This window comes from Actinophytocola sp. KF-1 (genome assembly GCF_054661535.1).
Genome location: NZ_BAAFVK010000001.1, coordinates 94,273 through 109,224, shown reverse-complemented (window position 1 = coordinate 109,224; position 14,952 = coordinate 94,273). Strand labels below are relative to the sequence as shown.

The 14,952-nt window shown below is 68.5% G+C and carries 18 protein-coding genes; 5 read left to right on the top strand and 13 right to left on the bottom strand.

Annotated elements, in window-relative coordinates; translation table 11 throughout:
• Positions 1-9: 9 nt before the first annotated feature.
• Positions 10-579: a hypothetical protein gene (locus tag ACYQ77_RS00535; RefSeq protein ID WP_459706294.1), complete on the bottom strand. Its 570-nt coding sequence runs from the start codon at positions 577-579 to the stop codon at positions 10-12.
• A gap of 103 nt (positions 580-682) precedes the next feature.
• Positions 683-955, bottom strand: a complete 273-nt coding sequence (locus tag ACYQ77_RS00530; RefSeq protein ID WP_459706293.1) for a GlsB/YeaQ/YmgE family stress response membrane protein — start codon at positions 953-955, stop codon at positions 683-685.
• A 120-nt stretch (positions 956-1,075) separates the two neighbouring features.
• Here ACYQ77_RS00530 and ACYQ77_RS00525 point away from each other — a divergent pair, with 120 nt between their 5' ends.
• The gene (locus ACYQ77_RS00525; protein WP_459706291.1) at positions 1,076-1,480 is read left to right on the top strand and encodes a VOC family protein; all 405 of its coding nucleotides are present in this window, start codon (positions 1,076-1,078) and stop codon (positions 1,478-1,480) included.
• 809 nt (positions 1,481-2,289) lie between these two features.
• Here the strand turns inward: ACYQ77_RS00525 and ACYQ77_RS00520 are convergent.
• The 4 genes from ACYQ77_RS00520 to ACYQ77_RS00505 form a co-directional block, all read right to left on the bottom strand.
• The gene (locus ACYQ77_RS00520) at positions 2,290-2,544 is read right to left on the bottom strand and encodes a DUF6752 domain-containing protein (RefSeq protein ID WP_459706290.1); all 255 of its coding nucleotides are present in this window, start codon (positions 2,542-2,544) and stop codon (positions 2,290-2,292) included.
• The gene (locus ACYQ77_RS00515) at positions 2,541-4,076 is read right to left on the bottom strand and encodes a class I SAM-dependent methyltransferase (RefSeq protein ID WP_459706289.1); all 1,536 of its coding nucleotides are present in this window, start codon (positions 4,074-4,076) and stop codon (positions 2,541-2,543) included. The genes ACYQ77_RS00520 and ACYQ77_RS00515 overlap by 4 nt, the downstream gene beginning before the upstream one ends.
• A gap of 76 nt (positions 4,077-4,152) precedes the next feature.
• Positions 4,153-5,388 carry an MFS transporter gene (locus ACYQ77_RS00510; RefSeq protein ID WP_459706288.1) on the bottom strand — a complete coding sequence of 412 codons (1,236 nt, stop codon included), beginning with the start codon at positions 5,386-5,388 and terminating at the stop codon, positions 4,153-4,155.
• Complete coding sequence (locus tag ACYQ77_RS00505) at positions 5,355-6,695, bottom strand: GH1 family beta-glucosidase (protein ID WP_459706286.1); 1,341 nt, start codon at positions 6,693-6,695, stop codon at positions 5,355-5,357. The genes ACYQ77_RS00510 and ACYQ77_RS00505 overlap by 34 nt, the downstream gene beginning before the upstream one ends.
• Positions 6,696-6,804: 109 nt before the next feature.
• On the opposite strand from ACYQ77_RS00505, the gene ACYQ77_RS00500 reads away from it, so the two are divergent.
• Positions 6,805-7,599: a hypothetical protein gene (locus ACYQ77_RS00500; RefSeq protein WP_459706284.1), complete on the top strand. Its 795-nt coding sequence runs from the start codon at positions 6,805-6,807 to the stop codon at positions 7,597-7,599.
• Between the two features lie 10 nt (positions 7,600-7,609).
• On the opposite strand, the gene ACYQ77_RS00495 is transcribed toward ACYQ77_RS00500, so the two are convergent.
• Positions 7,610-8,158 carry a GNAT family N-acetyltransferase gene (locus ACYQ77_RS00495; RefSeq protein WP_459706282.1) on the bottom strand — a complete coding sequence of 183 codons (549 nt, stop codon included), beginning with the start codon at positions 8,156-8,158 and terminating at the stop codon, positions 7,610-7,612.
• Between the two features lie 44 nt (positions 8,159-8,202).
• Between ACYQ77_RS00495 and ACYQ77_RS00490 the strand changes: the two genes are divergently transcribed.
• On the top strand, positions 8,203-8,793 hold the full coding sequence (locus tag ACYQ77_RS00490) for a TetR/AcrR family transcriptional regulator (protein ID WP_459706280.1): 591 nt from the start codon (positions 8,203-8,205) through the stop codon (positions 8,791-8,793).
• Here the strand turns inward: ACYQ77_RS00490 and ACYQ77_RS00485 are convergent.
• Entirely contained in the window at positions 8,777-9,277 is a 501-nt protein-coding gene (locus ACYQ77_RS00485) for a hypothetical protein (RefSeq protein WP_459706278.1), read from the bottom strand. The genes ACYQ77_RS00490 and ACYQ77_RS00485 overlap by 17 nt on opposite strands.
• 70 nt (positions 9,278-9,347) lie before the next feature.
• On the opposite strand from ACYQ77_RS00485, the gene ACYQ77_RS00480 reads away from it, so the two are divergent.
• On the top strand, positions 9,348-10,196 hold the full coding sequence (locus ACYQ77_RS00480) for a LysR family transcriptional regulator (protein WP_459706277.1): 849 nt from the start codon (positions 9,348-9,350) through the stop codon (positions 10,194-10,196).
• Here the strand turns inward: ACYQ77_RS00480 and ACYQ77_RS00475 are convergent, their stop codons facing one another.
• The gene (locus ACYQ77_RS00475; RefSeq protein WP_459706275.1) at positions 10,197-10,766 is read right to left on the bottom strand and encodes a TetR/AcrR family transcriptional regulator; all 570 of its coding nucleotides are present in this window, start codon (positions 10,764-10,766) and stop codon (positions 10,197-10,199) included.
• A 76-nt stretch (positions 10,767-10,842) separates the two neighbouring features.
• Between ACYQ77_RS00475 and ACYQ77_RS00470 the strand changes: the two genes are divergently transcribed.
• On the top strand, positions 10,843-11,490 hold the full coding sequence (locus tag ACYQ77_RS00470; RefSeq protein ID WP_459706273.1) for a class I SAM-dependent methyltransferase: 648 nt from the start codon (positions 10,843-10,845) through the stop codon (positions 11,488-11,490).
• A gap of 532 nt (positions 11,491-12,022) precedes the next feature.
• Here ACYQ77_RS00470 and ACYQ77_RS00465 read toward each other — a convergent pair.
• The 4 genes from ACYQ77_RS00465 to ACYQ77_RS00450 form a co-directional block, all read right to left on the bottom strand.
• Positions 12,023-12,307 carry a type II toxin-antitoxin system PemK/MazF family toxin gene (locus ACYQ77_RS00465; protein WP_459706272.1) on the bottom strand — a complete coding sequence of 95 codons (285 nt, stop codon included), beginning with the start codon at positions 12,305-12,307 and terminating at the stop codon, positions 12,023-12,025.
• A gap of 38 nt (positions 12,308-12,345) precedes the next feature.
• Positions 12,346-12,657 carry a hypothetical protein gene (locus tag ACYQ77_RS00460; protein WP_459706270.1) on the bottom strand — a complete coding sequence of 104 codons (312 nt, stop codon included), beginning with the start codon at positions 12,655-12,657 and terminating at the stop codon, positions 12,346-12,348.
• 289 nt (positions 12,658-12,946) lie between these two features.
• Positions 12,947-13,465 carry a hypothetical protein gene (locus tag ACYQ77_RS00455; RefSeq protein ID WP_459706268.1) on the bottom strand — a complete coding sequence of 173 codons (519 nt, stop codon included), beginning with the start codon at positions 13,463-13,465 and terminating at the stop codon, positions 12,947-12,949.
• A gap of 461 nt (positions 13,466-13,926) precedes the next feature.
• The gene (locus tag ACYQ77_RS00450) at positions 13,927-14,496 is read right to left on the bottom strand and encodes a DUF6932 family protein (protein ID WP_459706266.1); all 570 of its coding nucleotides are present in this window, start codon (positions 14,494-14,496) and stop codon (positions 13,927-13,929) included.
• Between the last annotated feature and the right edge of the window lie 456 nt (positions 14,497-14,952).

Below are 14,952 nucleotides of genomic sequence, written 5' to 3'. Positions count from 1 at the left end.
GATTCCCTTTCAGGCAGGCGCGACCCAGAAGAACTCGCCGTCGGTGTCGTAGTCGAAGATCAGGGCCCGGCGGCCGTTGCTCAGCTCGTGTTCACCGGTCTGTCGCACTTGGATGATCGCGGTGGACCCGTCGACGGCCGTCACCTCGGCCTGTCCGAAGTCGCCGGTGACGCGGCCGGTGCGGATGACGCACTCACGGCCGACGAAGTCGTTGCGGGAGGCCTCGCCGCCCGGGGCGTACAGCTTGCGCAGGGGCGCGGCGACGAGCCGGGCGGCGAACAGCCCGGCGACGACGCCGGCCACCAGCACGCCGATGCCCAGCAGGGTGTGCACGACCGCGACGTCGGGGATGACCAGACCACCCACGAGGGTGACGAACCAGGAGACGACGATCATCACGGAGGCGGTCACCGTGACCGGGACGCCACCGAGGCCGAGACCGTCGCCGATGTCGAGGTCGCCGATCTCGACGTCGAGCGTGCCGAGGAGCACGAGCAGCCAGTAGAGCAGAACGGCCGCGAGGAGGAAGGAGAAAACGACGGCGGGGAACGACAAAGCGGCAGCCACGAAGTCGCCCATGTGCCTGTGCCTCCCCACCCGGACGATCTCCCACCGATCGCCGCGGCAGGACTATATCCAGGTGAGGAGGCGGTTGCGGACGGGAACGCCCGAAATTGCGCCCTTAGTGCGCGTTCGTGTGCTGTCGGGAACGGCTCAGTAGCGAAACGCCACCACCGGCGAAGATCACCTGCAGCGCGATCTCGGTCCAGTCGATGCCCGGCGTGTCCGCCACCCCGATCAGCGCGGCCACCCCGGTACCGGCCACCGCGGCGACGATCCCCACGAGAATCGTGACCAGCAGCGACATGTTGTGACGCCCCGGCACCACCGCGCGACCGAGCCCCCCGATGACCGCGCCGAAGATGATGGCCGAGATGAGTCCCGTGATCTCCACAGCCCTTCCCCTTTCTCCTGAAACCAGCATCGCGCGCGGGACGGATTCCGGGATCGGGAGAATTCCCTGAACCCGTCTCAGGGTTGGCGCCCCGGGGAGACGTGGGTCACGATCGGAAGCATGCTGGACCGATTCGAGACCGCGACCCGCTTACCCGCCCAGAACCTCGACCGGGCCCGCGCCTTCTACGCGGACAAGCTCGGCCTCACCCCGGCGGAGGAACGCCCGGGCGGCCTGCTCTACCGCTGCGGCGGCTCGAGGTTCGCGCTGTTCGCGTCGAACGGCCGCCCATCCGGCGAACACACCCAGATGGCGTGGACGGTCGACGACATCGAGGCGGTGGTCGACGAACTGCGGCGCAGGGGCGTCCGCTTCGAGGACGTCGACGTACCCGGCCTGCGGACGGTCGACGGCATCGCCGAGGTCCATGGCAACTACCCGTCGGCCGGCAAGGGCGAGCGAGCGGCGTGGTTCCGCGACAGCGAGGGCAACCTGCTGGGCATCGGCGAGCCGATCCGCGACTAGCCCTGCCGCGCAGAGCACCGACGAGCCCGTACGAGGGCCATGCGTGCGAATCACGTTCCCACCAGAGAACAAGCCAAGCAGCGGCGGCAGCGAAAGCGAGCGCAGCTCACCAAAGGGCTGCCTGCCTGCCATTCCCCCAGGAGGGAAACCCACAACAAGGCCAACCACAAAGCCCGGGACACAAGCCACTGACCTGCGAAAACTGAAAGAAAGCCGAGCCCCCAGTCATACGGGCAGCCCCTACTACTCCCGTGGGCACCCAGGTGAGCGCGAGCCCACCACCGACGGGCCCCACCACTGCACAGCCCGAACCACGGGGGCGCATGCCCACCACACGCCGGGGCTGCTGCCTGCCATCCCGTCGACCTGGCGAAGCCCAATCACACCGGGTCAAGGGGGCCCGAAGCACGACGCGCCCACATGCCCAAAGCCGCCGGGCCCCCTTGACGCGGTGTGATAGCCCTCCGGGAGGTCGACGGGATGGCAGGCACACCCTGGACACCAGTCCTTGCCAACCCAACCCCGTGCAAGACCCGCCGCCATCCCGGAGACCAGCCCGTCCGGCGAGGACCCCCCGGAGGGAAAACCCAGGCAAGCCACACCACCAAACCCGGGGCACACAAACCGCCACAACGGCACTGACCAGCGAAAACCGAAAGAAAACCGCGGCCCCAGTACATACGGACAGCCCCCACCACTCCCGGGGGCACCCCGCTGTCCAGTCTACCGGTGACCACCGACAGGGGGACGGAAGTCGATCTTGGCTGTGGACAACCACCCCACCTGTGGACAACCCACCAGGCAAGCGCCTAGAACGACTCCCGGTTGTACGCGGCCAGCCGCTCAGCGAGCTTCTTGTCGTCGCGGTCCGCGGCGGGGACCAGCACCTCGGCGACGACATCCGTCAGCTCAGCCATCCGCTGGTTGAGCTGCCGCGCCTCCTGGACCTCGCGCTCCAGCTCGGCGACCCGGTCCCGCAACCGCCGCAGTTCCTCGTCGACACCGACGATGCGGGCCACCCGCCTGCCCTGCTTCGCCACCACGGCGCGCAGTCGCGACTTCACCGCTTCCATGTTGCCACCAGCCTGCATACGTGCGGATCCTCATCCTTGTAGACGGCGTACCCGTAGCCCTCTTCGCGGTGCTCGATGGCGCCGCCCCACGACTCGATCTCCTCGACGACCTGGTCGCCGGGCAGGTACTTGCGGAAGTGCTCTCCGTACACCTTGGCCGCGGACGCGTTCTCGTCGGTGCGGAACTCCAGGTAGAACCGGCCGCCGCGGCGCAGGCACATGCTCGCGATGCGCCACAGCGCGTGCCGCCCGGCGTCCTCCAGCGCGTGCACGAGGAACCGGGCGTACAGCGTCGGCGGCTCGTCGCGGTGCGCGAGTTCGCCGCCCGCGGCCAGCACCTGGCGCAGGTCGTACAGGTTGAACGTGCGGAACTCGGCCGGGATGCCCTCCGCGCGGGCGGTCTTGCCCGCGCGTTCGGTTGCCGCCGGGATGTAGTCGAAGCCCAGCACGTTCCTGCCCTGCCGCGCGAACCACAGCGAGTCGCGGCCGGTGCCGGAGCCGATGTCGACCACGGCCTGTCCCTCGGGTTCGCGCGAGTGCACCCACTCGGCGAACGGCGACGGCTGCTCGGACACCGTCGACTGCGCGCGGCCGAAGTAGAACGGCCACCAGTGGTTGCGGTTCAGCACGTTGCCGCGCGTCCAGCCGTCGAGCCTGCGGCGCACCCAGTGCGGCGTCTCGAACTTGAACGACGGGTCCGGGATCCGCCAGTGCGGGCCGTAGGTGATGGCCAGCAGCGCCTCGGGGTCGGCGGGCGCGGTGATCCTGCGGCCCTCCAGCTCGACCTCGCCGAGCGGCAGGATCACCGACCGGTCGAAGTCCTTCGCGTGCACCTCGGGCATCAGGTAGAACGTGCCGTCGACGACGAACCCGGCGAACACGTCGATCGCCCGGCCGCCCTCCGGGTCGGGGACGATCACCTTGAAGTCGGCCGCGGAGAAGCGCCACGTCCAGTAGCCGGCGCGGATCATCACGCGTTCCAGCGCGAACGACTCGCGCGCCACCTCGGCCGGGGTGGTGTGCCGGGACAGGTACGCGACGTCGGCGTCCGAGTCGTGCGGGATGAAGTGCCCGTCGCGGACCGCGCCGAGCAGCGCGCCGAACGCGAGGAACGCGTCGACGCCACCCTCGTCGCGCAACCTGGCCAGCACGTCCTCGATCGCGTCGAGCAGCGTCTCGCGGGTGGCCTCGCCGCGGTGGGAGAACCCGCACTGCAGGTCGCCGCCCTTGTCCACGATCAGCGGCCTGCCCGCACCGTCGACGATCCGCACGCGGTGGTCGGAGTCGTCGAACACCACGTCACCGCTGAACAGGACCTTCTCGCCGAACCGTTCGCGGACGGTGACCGTGCCGGTGCCGCGCAGGAACGGCCGCAGGTTCACCGGCCACGGCGCGAGCCGGTGACCGTTCTGGGGGTGCGCGTCGCGTTCGGCGTTGAACGACCACGTCCACTGGTCGTCGAACAGCACGTCGACGACGGACTTCTGGTCGGCGGCGACACGAACGCCGTCCTGGTCGACCACCGGTGCGCGACTGTGTGTCCCATTCATGATTCGGAGAACTCTAACAGCGGGTGAACAAAAGGTGGAATCTCCGCTATTAGGTCACGGAACGTATTCGGTACACGAGGACCGATCCGGCCACTCCCACCAGCGCGGACAGCACGTACAGGACCGGGTACCCGCCGAGGTGCGTGACTATGGGTGCCGCCAGCACGGGTGCCAGCACCTGCGGCAGCGAGTTCGCGATGTTGATCACGCCGAGGTCCTTGCCGCGGTCGCCCGCCGCGGGCAGCACCTCGGTCATGAGCGCGAAGTCGACCGACAGGTACACGCCGAACCCGAGCCCCAGCACGGCCGCGGCGACGATCGCGCCCGGCCACGTCGGCCAGAACGCGAGCACCAGCGACGCCGCCGCCATCACGTTCCCCGCCCAGCACACGAACACCCGCCGCCGCCCGGCCCGGTCGGACCAGACGCCGCCGATGACCACAGTGGACAGCAGGGTGGCCGCGTAGATCGCGGTGAGGACGAAGACGCCGCCGTCCGGGTCGTCGTAGCCGACCTCGTCCTGCAGGAAGTACAGCAGGTAGACGATCGCGACCGAGTTGCCGAGGTTCAGCAGGAACCGGGTGAACCAGGCCCAGCCGAAGTCGGGGTACCGCCTGGGGTTGATCCAGAAGTCCCGGACCCGCAGGCGTGGCCGGTCGGCCGGGTCGATCACGGTGTCCCTGCGCAGCAACAGGTACGGCACGGTCGTGACCACCAGGAACGCCGCGCACACCAGGTACCCCGCGGCGATCCCGCCGACCGCGGCCGCGAGCCCGGACCCGACGACGATGCCCAGCGTCTGCCCGACCCCCAGCCAGCCCCCGACCATGCCGCGCTGCCGGTACGGCACCTGGTCGGGCACGGCCGCGAACAGCGCGGCCTGCATGGCGTTCAGCGTGAACTGCGCCGCGCACCAGCCGAGCACCATGACCACGATGTTCGGCGCCCCGGCGAGGATGCCGAGGCTCGCCACCCCGCCGAGCGCGCCGAGCGCGGTCCACGGCAGCCGCCTGCCCGCGCGCCACGTGGTGCGGTCGGAGATCGCGCCGAACAGCGGGTTGGCGATCACGGACACGGCCGCGCCGAGCCCGGAGACGACGCCGAGCGCGACCTCCTTGTGCTCGGGCACGAGCGCCTCGGCCTGCAGCCCGAGCAGGACCTGGATGGGCCCGTAGAACGCGGTGAAGAGGCCGAGGCTCGCGAGGGAGACGAACGCGGTCCACCGCCTCGGGACGGGGGCCGTGGGTTCCGTCAGCGCTGGGCTCTGATCAGGTCTCGGTACCAATGGAAGGAGTCCTTCTTCGTACGGGCGAGGGTGTCGTAGTCGATGTGCACGAGCCCGAACCGCTGCGAGTACCCGGCCGCCCACTCGAAATTGTCCACAATGGACCAGACGAAGTACCCGCGCACGTCGATCCCGTCGGCGATCGCCTGGTGCGCCGCCCTGATGTGCCCGTCGAGGAAGTCGATGCGCCGCTTGTCGTGCACCTCGTCGTGGTAGGCGCAGCCGCTCTCGGTGACGTAGACGGGCGGCAGGCGCTCGCCGTACCGGCCGGCGAGCGTCGCGAGGGTCTCCCGCAGCCCGTCCGGCACGACCGGCCACCCGAAGTCGGTGACCGGGTAGCCCTCGACCGGCGGGAAGTCGAACGGCAGCGCCGACGGCATCGCCACCCCGTCGATGACGGTCTCCCGGCCCGACGGCGCCCCCACCCTGCTCGGCAGGTAGTAGTTGACGCCGTACCAGTCCAGCGGCGCGGAGATGACCGCCAGGTCCTCGGCGACCGGCCCCGGCATGGCGGCGGCGAGTTCGTCGGTCGGGTACCGCCCGGTGAGCACCGGCGCGGCGAACATGTCGTTGACGAGGGTGTCGTAGAGGTCCGCCGCGCTGCGGTCGGCCGGGTCGTCGGAGGCCGGGCGAACCGGCACGTGGTGGTTGGCGATGCCGACGCTCGTCGCGCCACCCGCCCGCAGCGCGCGGGTGGCGAGCCCGTGCGCCAGCAGCTGGTGGTGCGCGGCGGGCAGCGCCTCGAACATCAGCTCACGCCCCGGCGCGTGCGCGCCGACGGCGTACCCGAAGAGCGTGACGACCATGGGTTCGTTGAGCGGCATCCACATCCGCACCCGGTCGCCGAGCCGCGCGACGACGGCCTCGGCGTAGTCGGCGAACCGGAACGCGGTGTCGCGGTTGAGCCAGCCGCCCTCGTCCTCCAGGGCCTGCGGGGTGTCCCAGTGGTAGAGCGTGACCGCGGGGGCGATGCCGGTGGCGCACAACTCGTCGACGAGCCGGTCGTAGAAGTCGAGGCCCTCGGTGTTCACGGCGCCGCGGCCGGCCGGGACGACCCTCGGCCAGGAGATCGAGAACCGGTACGCGCCGACGCCCAGCTCCGCCATGAGCGCGACGTCCTCGCGGTACCGGTGGTAGTGGTCGGTGGCCGTGCGCCCGGTGTCGCCGCCGAGCACCTTGCCCGGCACCGCGGCGAAGGTGTCCCAAGTGGACGGACCGCGGCCGCCCTCGTCGACGGCGCCCTCGATCTGGTAGGCCGAGCTCGACACGCCCCAGAGGAAGCCGTCGGGAAACCGTGGCACTGTCATCGCGGTGGGGTTCCTCTCCGGAGCACGGGCGGAGCGCGAGACAGCTTGAAGGTTGAACGGTTCGGGGTCAAGCCTCAAGATCGATCCAGCCCGCACCGATAATGGACGAATGCCCGTGCGAGCCGACCGGCCCCTCCTGCGCCGACTCGAGGAGGTCGCGAAGACCGCGGCCACCGACGCGGTCGCGGAGCCGATCACGGCCGCGTGCGAGTACATGAAGAGCGGCAGGACCAACCGGCTCCGCGGTGGTCAGCGGCTCGTCACCCTGCTGGCGGCGGCCCGCCAGCGCGCGGCCGACGAGGGCGAATGGGACGTGGTCAGGGGCCTGCTCGACGCGTTCGACCACGCCACCGGACGCGTTCCCGCGCCGGAGGAGAACGACGACGGCCTGGCCGAGCTGTGGCAGGCGATCGCGGCGCCGGACGCGGACGTGGCCGAGTTGCGGCGGGTCCTGTCGGCGCGGCCGTGGATCTTCGGCGGCCGCTGGGTCGACGACGCCGACCGCAGGCTGCTCCTGCCGGACAGCGAGTCCGACCTCCTGCTGATCCGCGGCGACGGCAGCGTGCACATCGTGGCGATCCACCCGGCCATGGGGCTGCCGGGCCTGATCAAGCGGGACCGCGGCGGCTGGTCCCTCATGCCCGAGGTCCGCGACGCGGTCGGCCAGGCGGAGAGCTACCTGGTGAGCCTCGACGAGAACCGCGACTGGGTGCGGGAGCGGTTCGGCGTCGACACGCGCCGGGCGGGCGCGACCGTGCTGATCGGGCACCCGGCCGTGCAGCCGCACATCCCGGAGGAGCAGGTCAACGAGGTCCTGTCACGGTTCAACGCCCAGCGCACCCGCATCGCGGTGCTCACCTACAAGGCCCTGGCCGACAGCGCGGAGCGGTCGCTGTCGTTCTGACGCGCCGCGGTCAGCCGCCGGCCTGCCACTCCGACGCGAGCACGGCCCACAGCTCGATGTCATGCCGCACGCCGTGCAGCGGGGCGGCCTCGCGCAGCACGCCCTCCTTCGTCATGCCGAGCCTGCGCGCGACCGCGCTGCTGCGCGTGTTGCCCGTGGCACAACGCCACTCGACGCGGTGCATGCCGCGCTCCCGGAACGCGTAGTCGATCATCGCGGTCGACGCACGGGTGACCAGCCCGCGGCCAACGGCCTCCGGCGCGAGCCACACGCCCAGCTCGCACATGCCCATCTTCTCGTCCCACACCCGGAACAGGACGCCGCCCGCGAGCTTCCCGCCGACCCAGATGCCGAGGATCCGGCCCTCGCCGCGGGCCTGCGCATCGGCGTACCGCTGCAGCAGCGCCCGCGCCCCGTCGACCTCCGCCGCGCTGTCACCCCATGGCAGCCACTCCATGAGGTGATCCCGCGCCGAGGCGACGTGCGCGGCGAACTCCGCCGCCTGCCACGGCTCGAGGGCACGCAGCTCGGCGTCGTCGGTCAGCGATCTGGACAGCATGGGGCACCCTCCGTACCAAACGTTTGTTATGTACCCTAGCCGTCATGCCGGCGAAGGGCGACCACGTTTCCAGGAGGGCGGACGTCGCGGCGGCCGTGTGGCGGGTGCTGGCGAGCCGCGGCTTCGGCGGCCTCACCCTGCGCGCGGTCGCCACGGAGATGGGCGCGTCGACCGGCCTGCTCACCCACTACTTCACGAACAAGCGCGACCTGGTCCGGTACGCGCACGACATCGCGTCGGAACGCTCGGACACCCGGCCGCGGCTGGCGGCGGACGAACCCGGTCTCGCCGCGCTGCGGGTCGCGCTGGTCAACGTGCTGCCGCTGACCCCGGAAGGTGCCGCCATGAGCCGCGTCTGGGTGAGCTTCTGGGACGCCGCGCTGGGCGACGAGCTGCTGAGCGAGGCGCAACGCGCCAGGTACGAGCGGTGGCGCGGCCGGCTGCAGGCGTGCGTCGAGGCAGCACAGGACCGTGGCGAACTGCCCCCGTCGCCACCGGAGGACGTGGCGATCGAGGCGGCGGCGTTCGCGCACGGCCTCGTGGTGCAGGCGCTGTTCGACCCGGACCGCCTCCCCGCGGCGCGGCAACTGGCGCTGCTGGACGATTTCCTGGCGGGCCTCACAGGTCGCCGATGACGGCGTCCTCCAGGTCGTCCCAGGTGAGGGTGTGCCGCACCCAGTCGGGCGCGGGCCCCTTCTGCCGCCCGAACAGGTAGCGGCACGGGACGATGTCGAGCAGCGCGCGGTGCACGTCGATCCGGTCGTCGACCATGTGCGTGATCTTCAGCGACGTGCAGTGGCCCGCCTTCTCCTCCCGCTTGCGGCAGAAGCGGACGTTGCCGCGGGGGACGCCCGTGCGGGCGTGGAAGTCGTGGTGGTCGAGCCAGGCGAGCGTGCGTTCCTGGATGCGCGGGCCGCACTTGGAGATCACCCAGACCCGCCCGCCGAACGCGTCGACGAGGCGGGGCAGCACGTCGAACGCGCCGTCGGTGGGCGGGGACGCGAGTGCCTCTTCGAAGCTGCCGTCCAGGAACACCGTGTCCTGCGGTCCGTCGGCAGCGGCGGCGCCGTGGATGACCCTCCCGAAGTCGACGCCGAGACGTGGTTGTTTCGTGTTCACGCCGTCCACGGTGCCCCACCGAGCACTCGAACAGAACTATTGATAGGTGCGGCTTCTATAGTTTCAGACTATGGTCCCGACCGACGCACTGGCGGCCTTCGCCGTCTTCGCCGACCACATGAACTTCACCCGCGCGGCCGCCGACCTGCACATCTCCCAGCCTGCCCTGCACGTGAAGATCACCAAGCTGGCCGCCACGGTGGGCCGCCCGCTGTACCGCCGCACCGGCCGCACCCTGACCCTCACCCCGGAGGGCGAGGCGGTGGCGAGGTTCGCCCGCGACCTGGACAAACGCATGTCGGCGTTCCTCGACGAGGTCCGCGCGACCGAGCAGGTGCGCCCGCTGACGCTGGCCGCGGGCGAGGGCGCGTACCTGTACCTCCTCGGCGACGCCGTCCGCACGTTCCGCCCGCTGAAGCTCGTCAACTGCGACAGCACCCGCATGCTCGCGGCGGTCCGCACGGGTCGTGCGGACCTGGGCGTCGGCGTCCTGGAGTCGATCCCGGACGACGTCACGGCGGTGCTGCTGGCGTCGTACCCGCAGACACTCGTGCTCCCGGCGGCCCACCCGCTGGCGGAACACGCGGAGCTGACCGTCGGAGACCTGCACGGGCTGTCGCTGGTGCTGCCACCCGCCAACCGTCCACATCGGAAGACGGTGGAACGAGCCCTGCGGTCGGCGGAGGTCGAGTGGACACTGGCCATCGAAGCGGAGGGCTGGCCACTGACCCTGCACTTCGTGAGCCTCGGCGTCGGACTGTCCATTGTGAACGGCTGCGTACGACCCCCGGCAGGCTTCACCAGCCGCCCGATCACGGACCTGCCGCGGGTGCCGTACTACGCCGCGCACCTACCCGCCCGCACCGACGACGCCCGGCTCGCGGCCCTGCTGGCGGCAGTCCGCGCCTCGGTGGGGTGATCACCGCGTCAACTGAGCGAGGTGCGCGTCGAGCATGGCGAGCGCTTCGCCGGGTCCATGGTGACCGGCAAGGGTGTGCGCGGTGAGCCCGTCAGCGACGGCGACGAGCAGGCTCGCCGCCCGCTCGGGATCAGCCACGCCCGCGGCTCGCAGCTGATCGGCCAGGTAGGCGTGCCCCTCGGCGTACTCGGCGCGGAGGTACTCGGCGATGCGCGGGTCCACCGGCGCCCGGGTGAGGAAGGTGGCGGAGACCTGGGCTTCGAGCCGCCGCTCGTCGTCGAGCGGCAGGGTCTCGACGAGGACGGCCCGGACACGTGCCAGCGGTTCGTCGGGCAGCGCGTCGAGCGCGACCGCCATCCGCCTGCCGACCCGCTCCGTCATGCCGCGAAGGGCGAACAGCACCATCTCCTCCTTGTCGGAGAAGTAGTGCTGGACCATCCCCATGGACACGCCGGCCTCGGCGGCGACGTGGCGGAGGCTGACGGCCTCGAGCCCGCTGGCGGTCACGATCCGCCACAGGGCCTCGGCCAGCCGGCGGCGGCGCGCCTCGTGATCGATCCTCCTGGGCACGTCTTCCTTTCCAATGCACTCGCATTGTAACCTCGTAACCAATGCGACTGCATTGTAAACCGAGGAGGGCGCGGTCATGGCACGCGACGTGACGTACTGGAACACCGTGAGCGGCCGAGCGAGCGACATGCTGGAGAAGCTCGGTTCGAGAAACGAGTACGAACACCTGATCCAGGCGACGCTCGCACTGCGCCCGGGTGATCGGGTACTGGACCTCGGTTGCGGCGCCGGCCTCAACTTTCGAGCACTGCGCACGGCGGTAGGCCCGGACGGCGAGGTGACCGGGATCGACTACAGCCCGAAGATGGTCGAGAAGGCCAGGTCGCGCGCTGCGGCGTGGCGCAATGTGGTGGTGCACCAGGAAGACGCGACAACGGTGTCCCTGCCGATGGGCCACTACGACGCGGTGCTGGCATCTTTCTCCATCAGCGCGACGCAGAACGTGCCGGCGGTGGTCAGGTCCGTCCACCGGACACTGCGACCGGGTGGTCGCCTGTTCGCCCCGGACATGCACCTGGCGCCCCGCGGCGTCGGCGCGCCGGTCACCTGGCTGTTCGGTGTGCTCTACCGGCTGGCGGCCCGGTGGACCGGCGTTGACGTGCTGACCACCATCCGCGAGGAGTTCGGCAACGCGACAGTCGTGAACGGCAAAGGAATCCCGCTGACGACGTTGCCGAAGTTCGCCCCGGTCCTGATGATCACGGCGACGCGACATCAGAGATGAGGTGCGGCCTCGACAAGACGTTCGTACGCGGCCTCACCACGCGGAAACCGATCGACGGCCGTCGGCGCAGTGGCCCCGGTGAAGACGATCAGCCTCAGGCACACAGGATCGCAGAGACCACGCCCACCAGACCACGCTGGGCCGGGAGCCATGAACGGCCACAACCTGCCCCAAGCAGCGGCCAGCACCCACCCGAACCACGCCGGGTCGGGACGGCCCGCACCGTGGGGTCTGCGGGGGTCGCCCCCGCAAGATGATGACGACCGACCCGGCGAAAGTTGCGCAGCAACTGAGCAGGGTCAGCCCGAGGTCGTGGGCCGCCTGGGGCTCGAACCCAGAACCTACGGTTTCAAGATCAAGCCTGTCGGTCTCCTGCCGTCGTCTATCGAGATGCCGCACTATCTGCGACATTTACGGTCGCGAATGCTCAACGTAGGGTGTCCAACATGATCATTTGTGGTCGTTTTCTGGGGGTAGACCGGGGGATGGTCTTGATGGCAATGCAGCAGCGAAAGCCCAACCTACGTTGAACTCATGGAATGCCCAGCGCCTGAGCCAAGGCCGTGTTCAAGCTGAGGAGAGTCCTGGGAGCAAGCGCACCCAGGTACTCTCCCTCTTCTAGCTCGTCCTTCCAGAGCTCAAGGATGTCATCAGCCAAGACGTATCCCACCAAAGGATCGTCTGGGGTCAACTGGACAGCAGTAGGAATATGGGACTTGTCAGTGCTCGTGATCCGGGCGGCGAGCACCGAGTCGAGCGCACGGTTTCGCTGGTTATTGCTTACAACGACGAACGGCTTCAAACCGATGTTGCTCATGGACACTCGAAAGACGTGCCCACGGAGAGGAGTTACGCTCATTCAGCAAACCTTGCCCGTGCCCTCCCGATCGCGCGGTCGCGCAGAGCACGGCGTTCGTGCTGGTCTTCGTCTCGCGTAGCAGCAAGCTTGGCATAGCCCGCCTCAAGCGCCTTCTCACGCAGAGCCTCCGCCCCGGCCCGGACCAGCGTCCGCACAATGGCAGCATCCGAGTCATCGCGAACGCTGAGTCCATGCTGACTCGCCCACGCTTCAAGCGTCGCGTGCTCAGGCCGCGACGGGTCAGCGAAGACCTCGATCGCCTGCTGGTCCGGCGCGTCAAGGGTCACAGAGATCCGTCGACTAGTCATGCCTCCACTATGCATCACTATGTGCAGCACTTCAAGCAGCACTAAGCGCTACTGATGCCTCAGGCGGCCATCCGTCCACAGCGAGAAGCGACACCAAACGTTCTGACCTGCGGAAACAGCGAGACGTGGAGGGAGACCGGATCTCGGACTAGGTCCGTCACAGTTTGCCTCAGCGAAGATTTCGGCGACGGATCCTAGTCCGAGATCCGGGTCTCGTTGCTGTGACACGCCGGGCTGCTACAGACCTGCAACACATCAAGCCCGCATCGATTACACCCAGTCACCCCGATCAGAACGACGGCGCATCCGATGGCTGAGCAGGCGTAAGGCGTTCCACGGTGTAACCACGTCCGGTAGGTCTGTCGCTCCCGGCTCCATACTTGGTAACTACCGTGAACACGACATCGAGTTGTAGGTCTCGCTGAGCGCCTAGTCGAGCAGCTTCGTTCGCAAGCCGTTCTGGGACATAGGCGCGGAAACGCGACCCGACTACGGGGCGGAACTTGATGGTGCTCGACGACCACTCCCAGCCGTCGATGATGCCGCTCATCGACGCCGTGGTGACCTCTTCGGTAGCCATCGATGCAGCATCGGTTAGACGACGGGCCGCACGCTGAGTTAGGCGCAGCCGACTCGTTCCGCGCCCGGGATCCACCCACGTGCCCTCGACGTCATATTCGCCTTCGATGGCAGCCCTCGCAAACGAGCTAAGTGCTCTACGTGCAGCAGGGGCAAGATCTTGGACTGCGGCCAGCATCTCTGCACCACTGATGTCTTCGGTCGTCTGCGCGACGATCATGAGGTTCACAAGTCGACGAAGGCCGACAACTTCGGTCGTGACAAGGGCCTGATCTGACAAGCTACCCGGCGGTGGGACACTCACCCGCGGCATGAAGGTAAGGCGCACACTTCCCGGACCTGGTATCACCTGGAGCCCAGGAGCAAGCCTCCGAAGTCCGCCCAAGCTCTTGGTTACCTCTTGCACAGCACGTGACGCCGCTCCGATGAACCTAGCCAGGTGAGTCGCGTCGGTGGCATGCCCTCTTACAGACTCACCGTCGAGATGCAGGTCAAGTTCGGGCACGCCTCCGTGGACCGCAGTTGCCAGTTCTTCCCTACGACGCCTCAAGGCATGCAACCCTGGGTAGTCGGATGGAACTGAAAGTAAGAACTCGTCAAACTTGACTAGATCTTCTTCAGCATCCACCAGCCTTCCCGGCTCGCTGCTTCTTCGCGTGAAGAGGACAGGAGGCAGCGACTCTGGCACAGCTACCACCTCACCTCTACGAAGCCTTTGCTGTCTGCGTACCGCTTGAAGTCTGGTACCTCCCCAGTGTGCGCATCTGACTCAACCTTGACACGCGACCAGCAAGAAGACCAGTACTCAAGTTCCCCATAGCTGCTGGCATGAAGCCCGTGACCTTCTGGATACCACCGAGCGTAGTGGAAGTCTGTTAGATGCTGCGTAGCCGTCCCGCCCGGCTCATATCGCTGTTCTTCATAGTGGCGTATCCGCTCCATGAGCTCTTCCGAAGGCACCAGTCCTGATTGCCACAGCTCGGCAACCCGAGGGCCATCGATGATCACCACAACATCGATATCTGAAGGCTTCTGCTTGCTGGTCACGAAAGATCCGTTCACCCAGACCGCAGCGACAGGAACAGAGTCAGCGATCATCGCCTCAAGTCGGCCGCGTGCCACATAGAGCATGCTCTTGCGCTCAGCCGTGCCGCCAAATATCGCCTCTAAGTCCTCCCAAGTAGCACGATGAGGTGACATCGTGAACGGGAGCACATGCAGCGTGGAGTCAAATTCCGACACGACCATCTCGGGCAACACATCGACTCCTCTCGCTCTCACGAACGCATCGAGCTGTGGTCACCATCCGTTACCAGGTTGGGTGAACATTTCGGACACAACCTCCAAGGAGGGGCTTCCTGCCATCCCGTCGACCTGGCGTAGCCCGATCGTGCCGGGTCAAGGGGGCACTTCCTCGCGGCCGGCGCTTTGGGCTGGGTCTGCCCCCTTGACGCGGTGCGATAGCCCTTGTGGAGGTCGACGGGATGGCAGGACGTTCCCCCGACGAACCGCAGCCTGACTGCGGTCCCCGCCATCCTGTTGGCCTGCCCGTCCGGCGAGGACATCTCTTCTTCGTTCAGTGCGGCTACTGCTGCTGGCCCGCCTCCAGCCGACCGGCGCGCGCTGGGACCGGCGCCAGCCGCACGCCCAGCGCGCAGTGCCGCGTCGGCAATGAGCACAGCGGGCCAGCGGGCGCCGACAGGCGCCCGCCTTGAA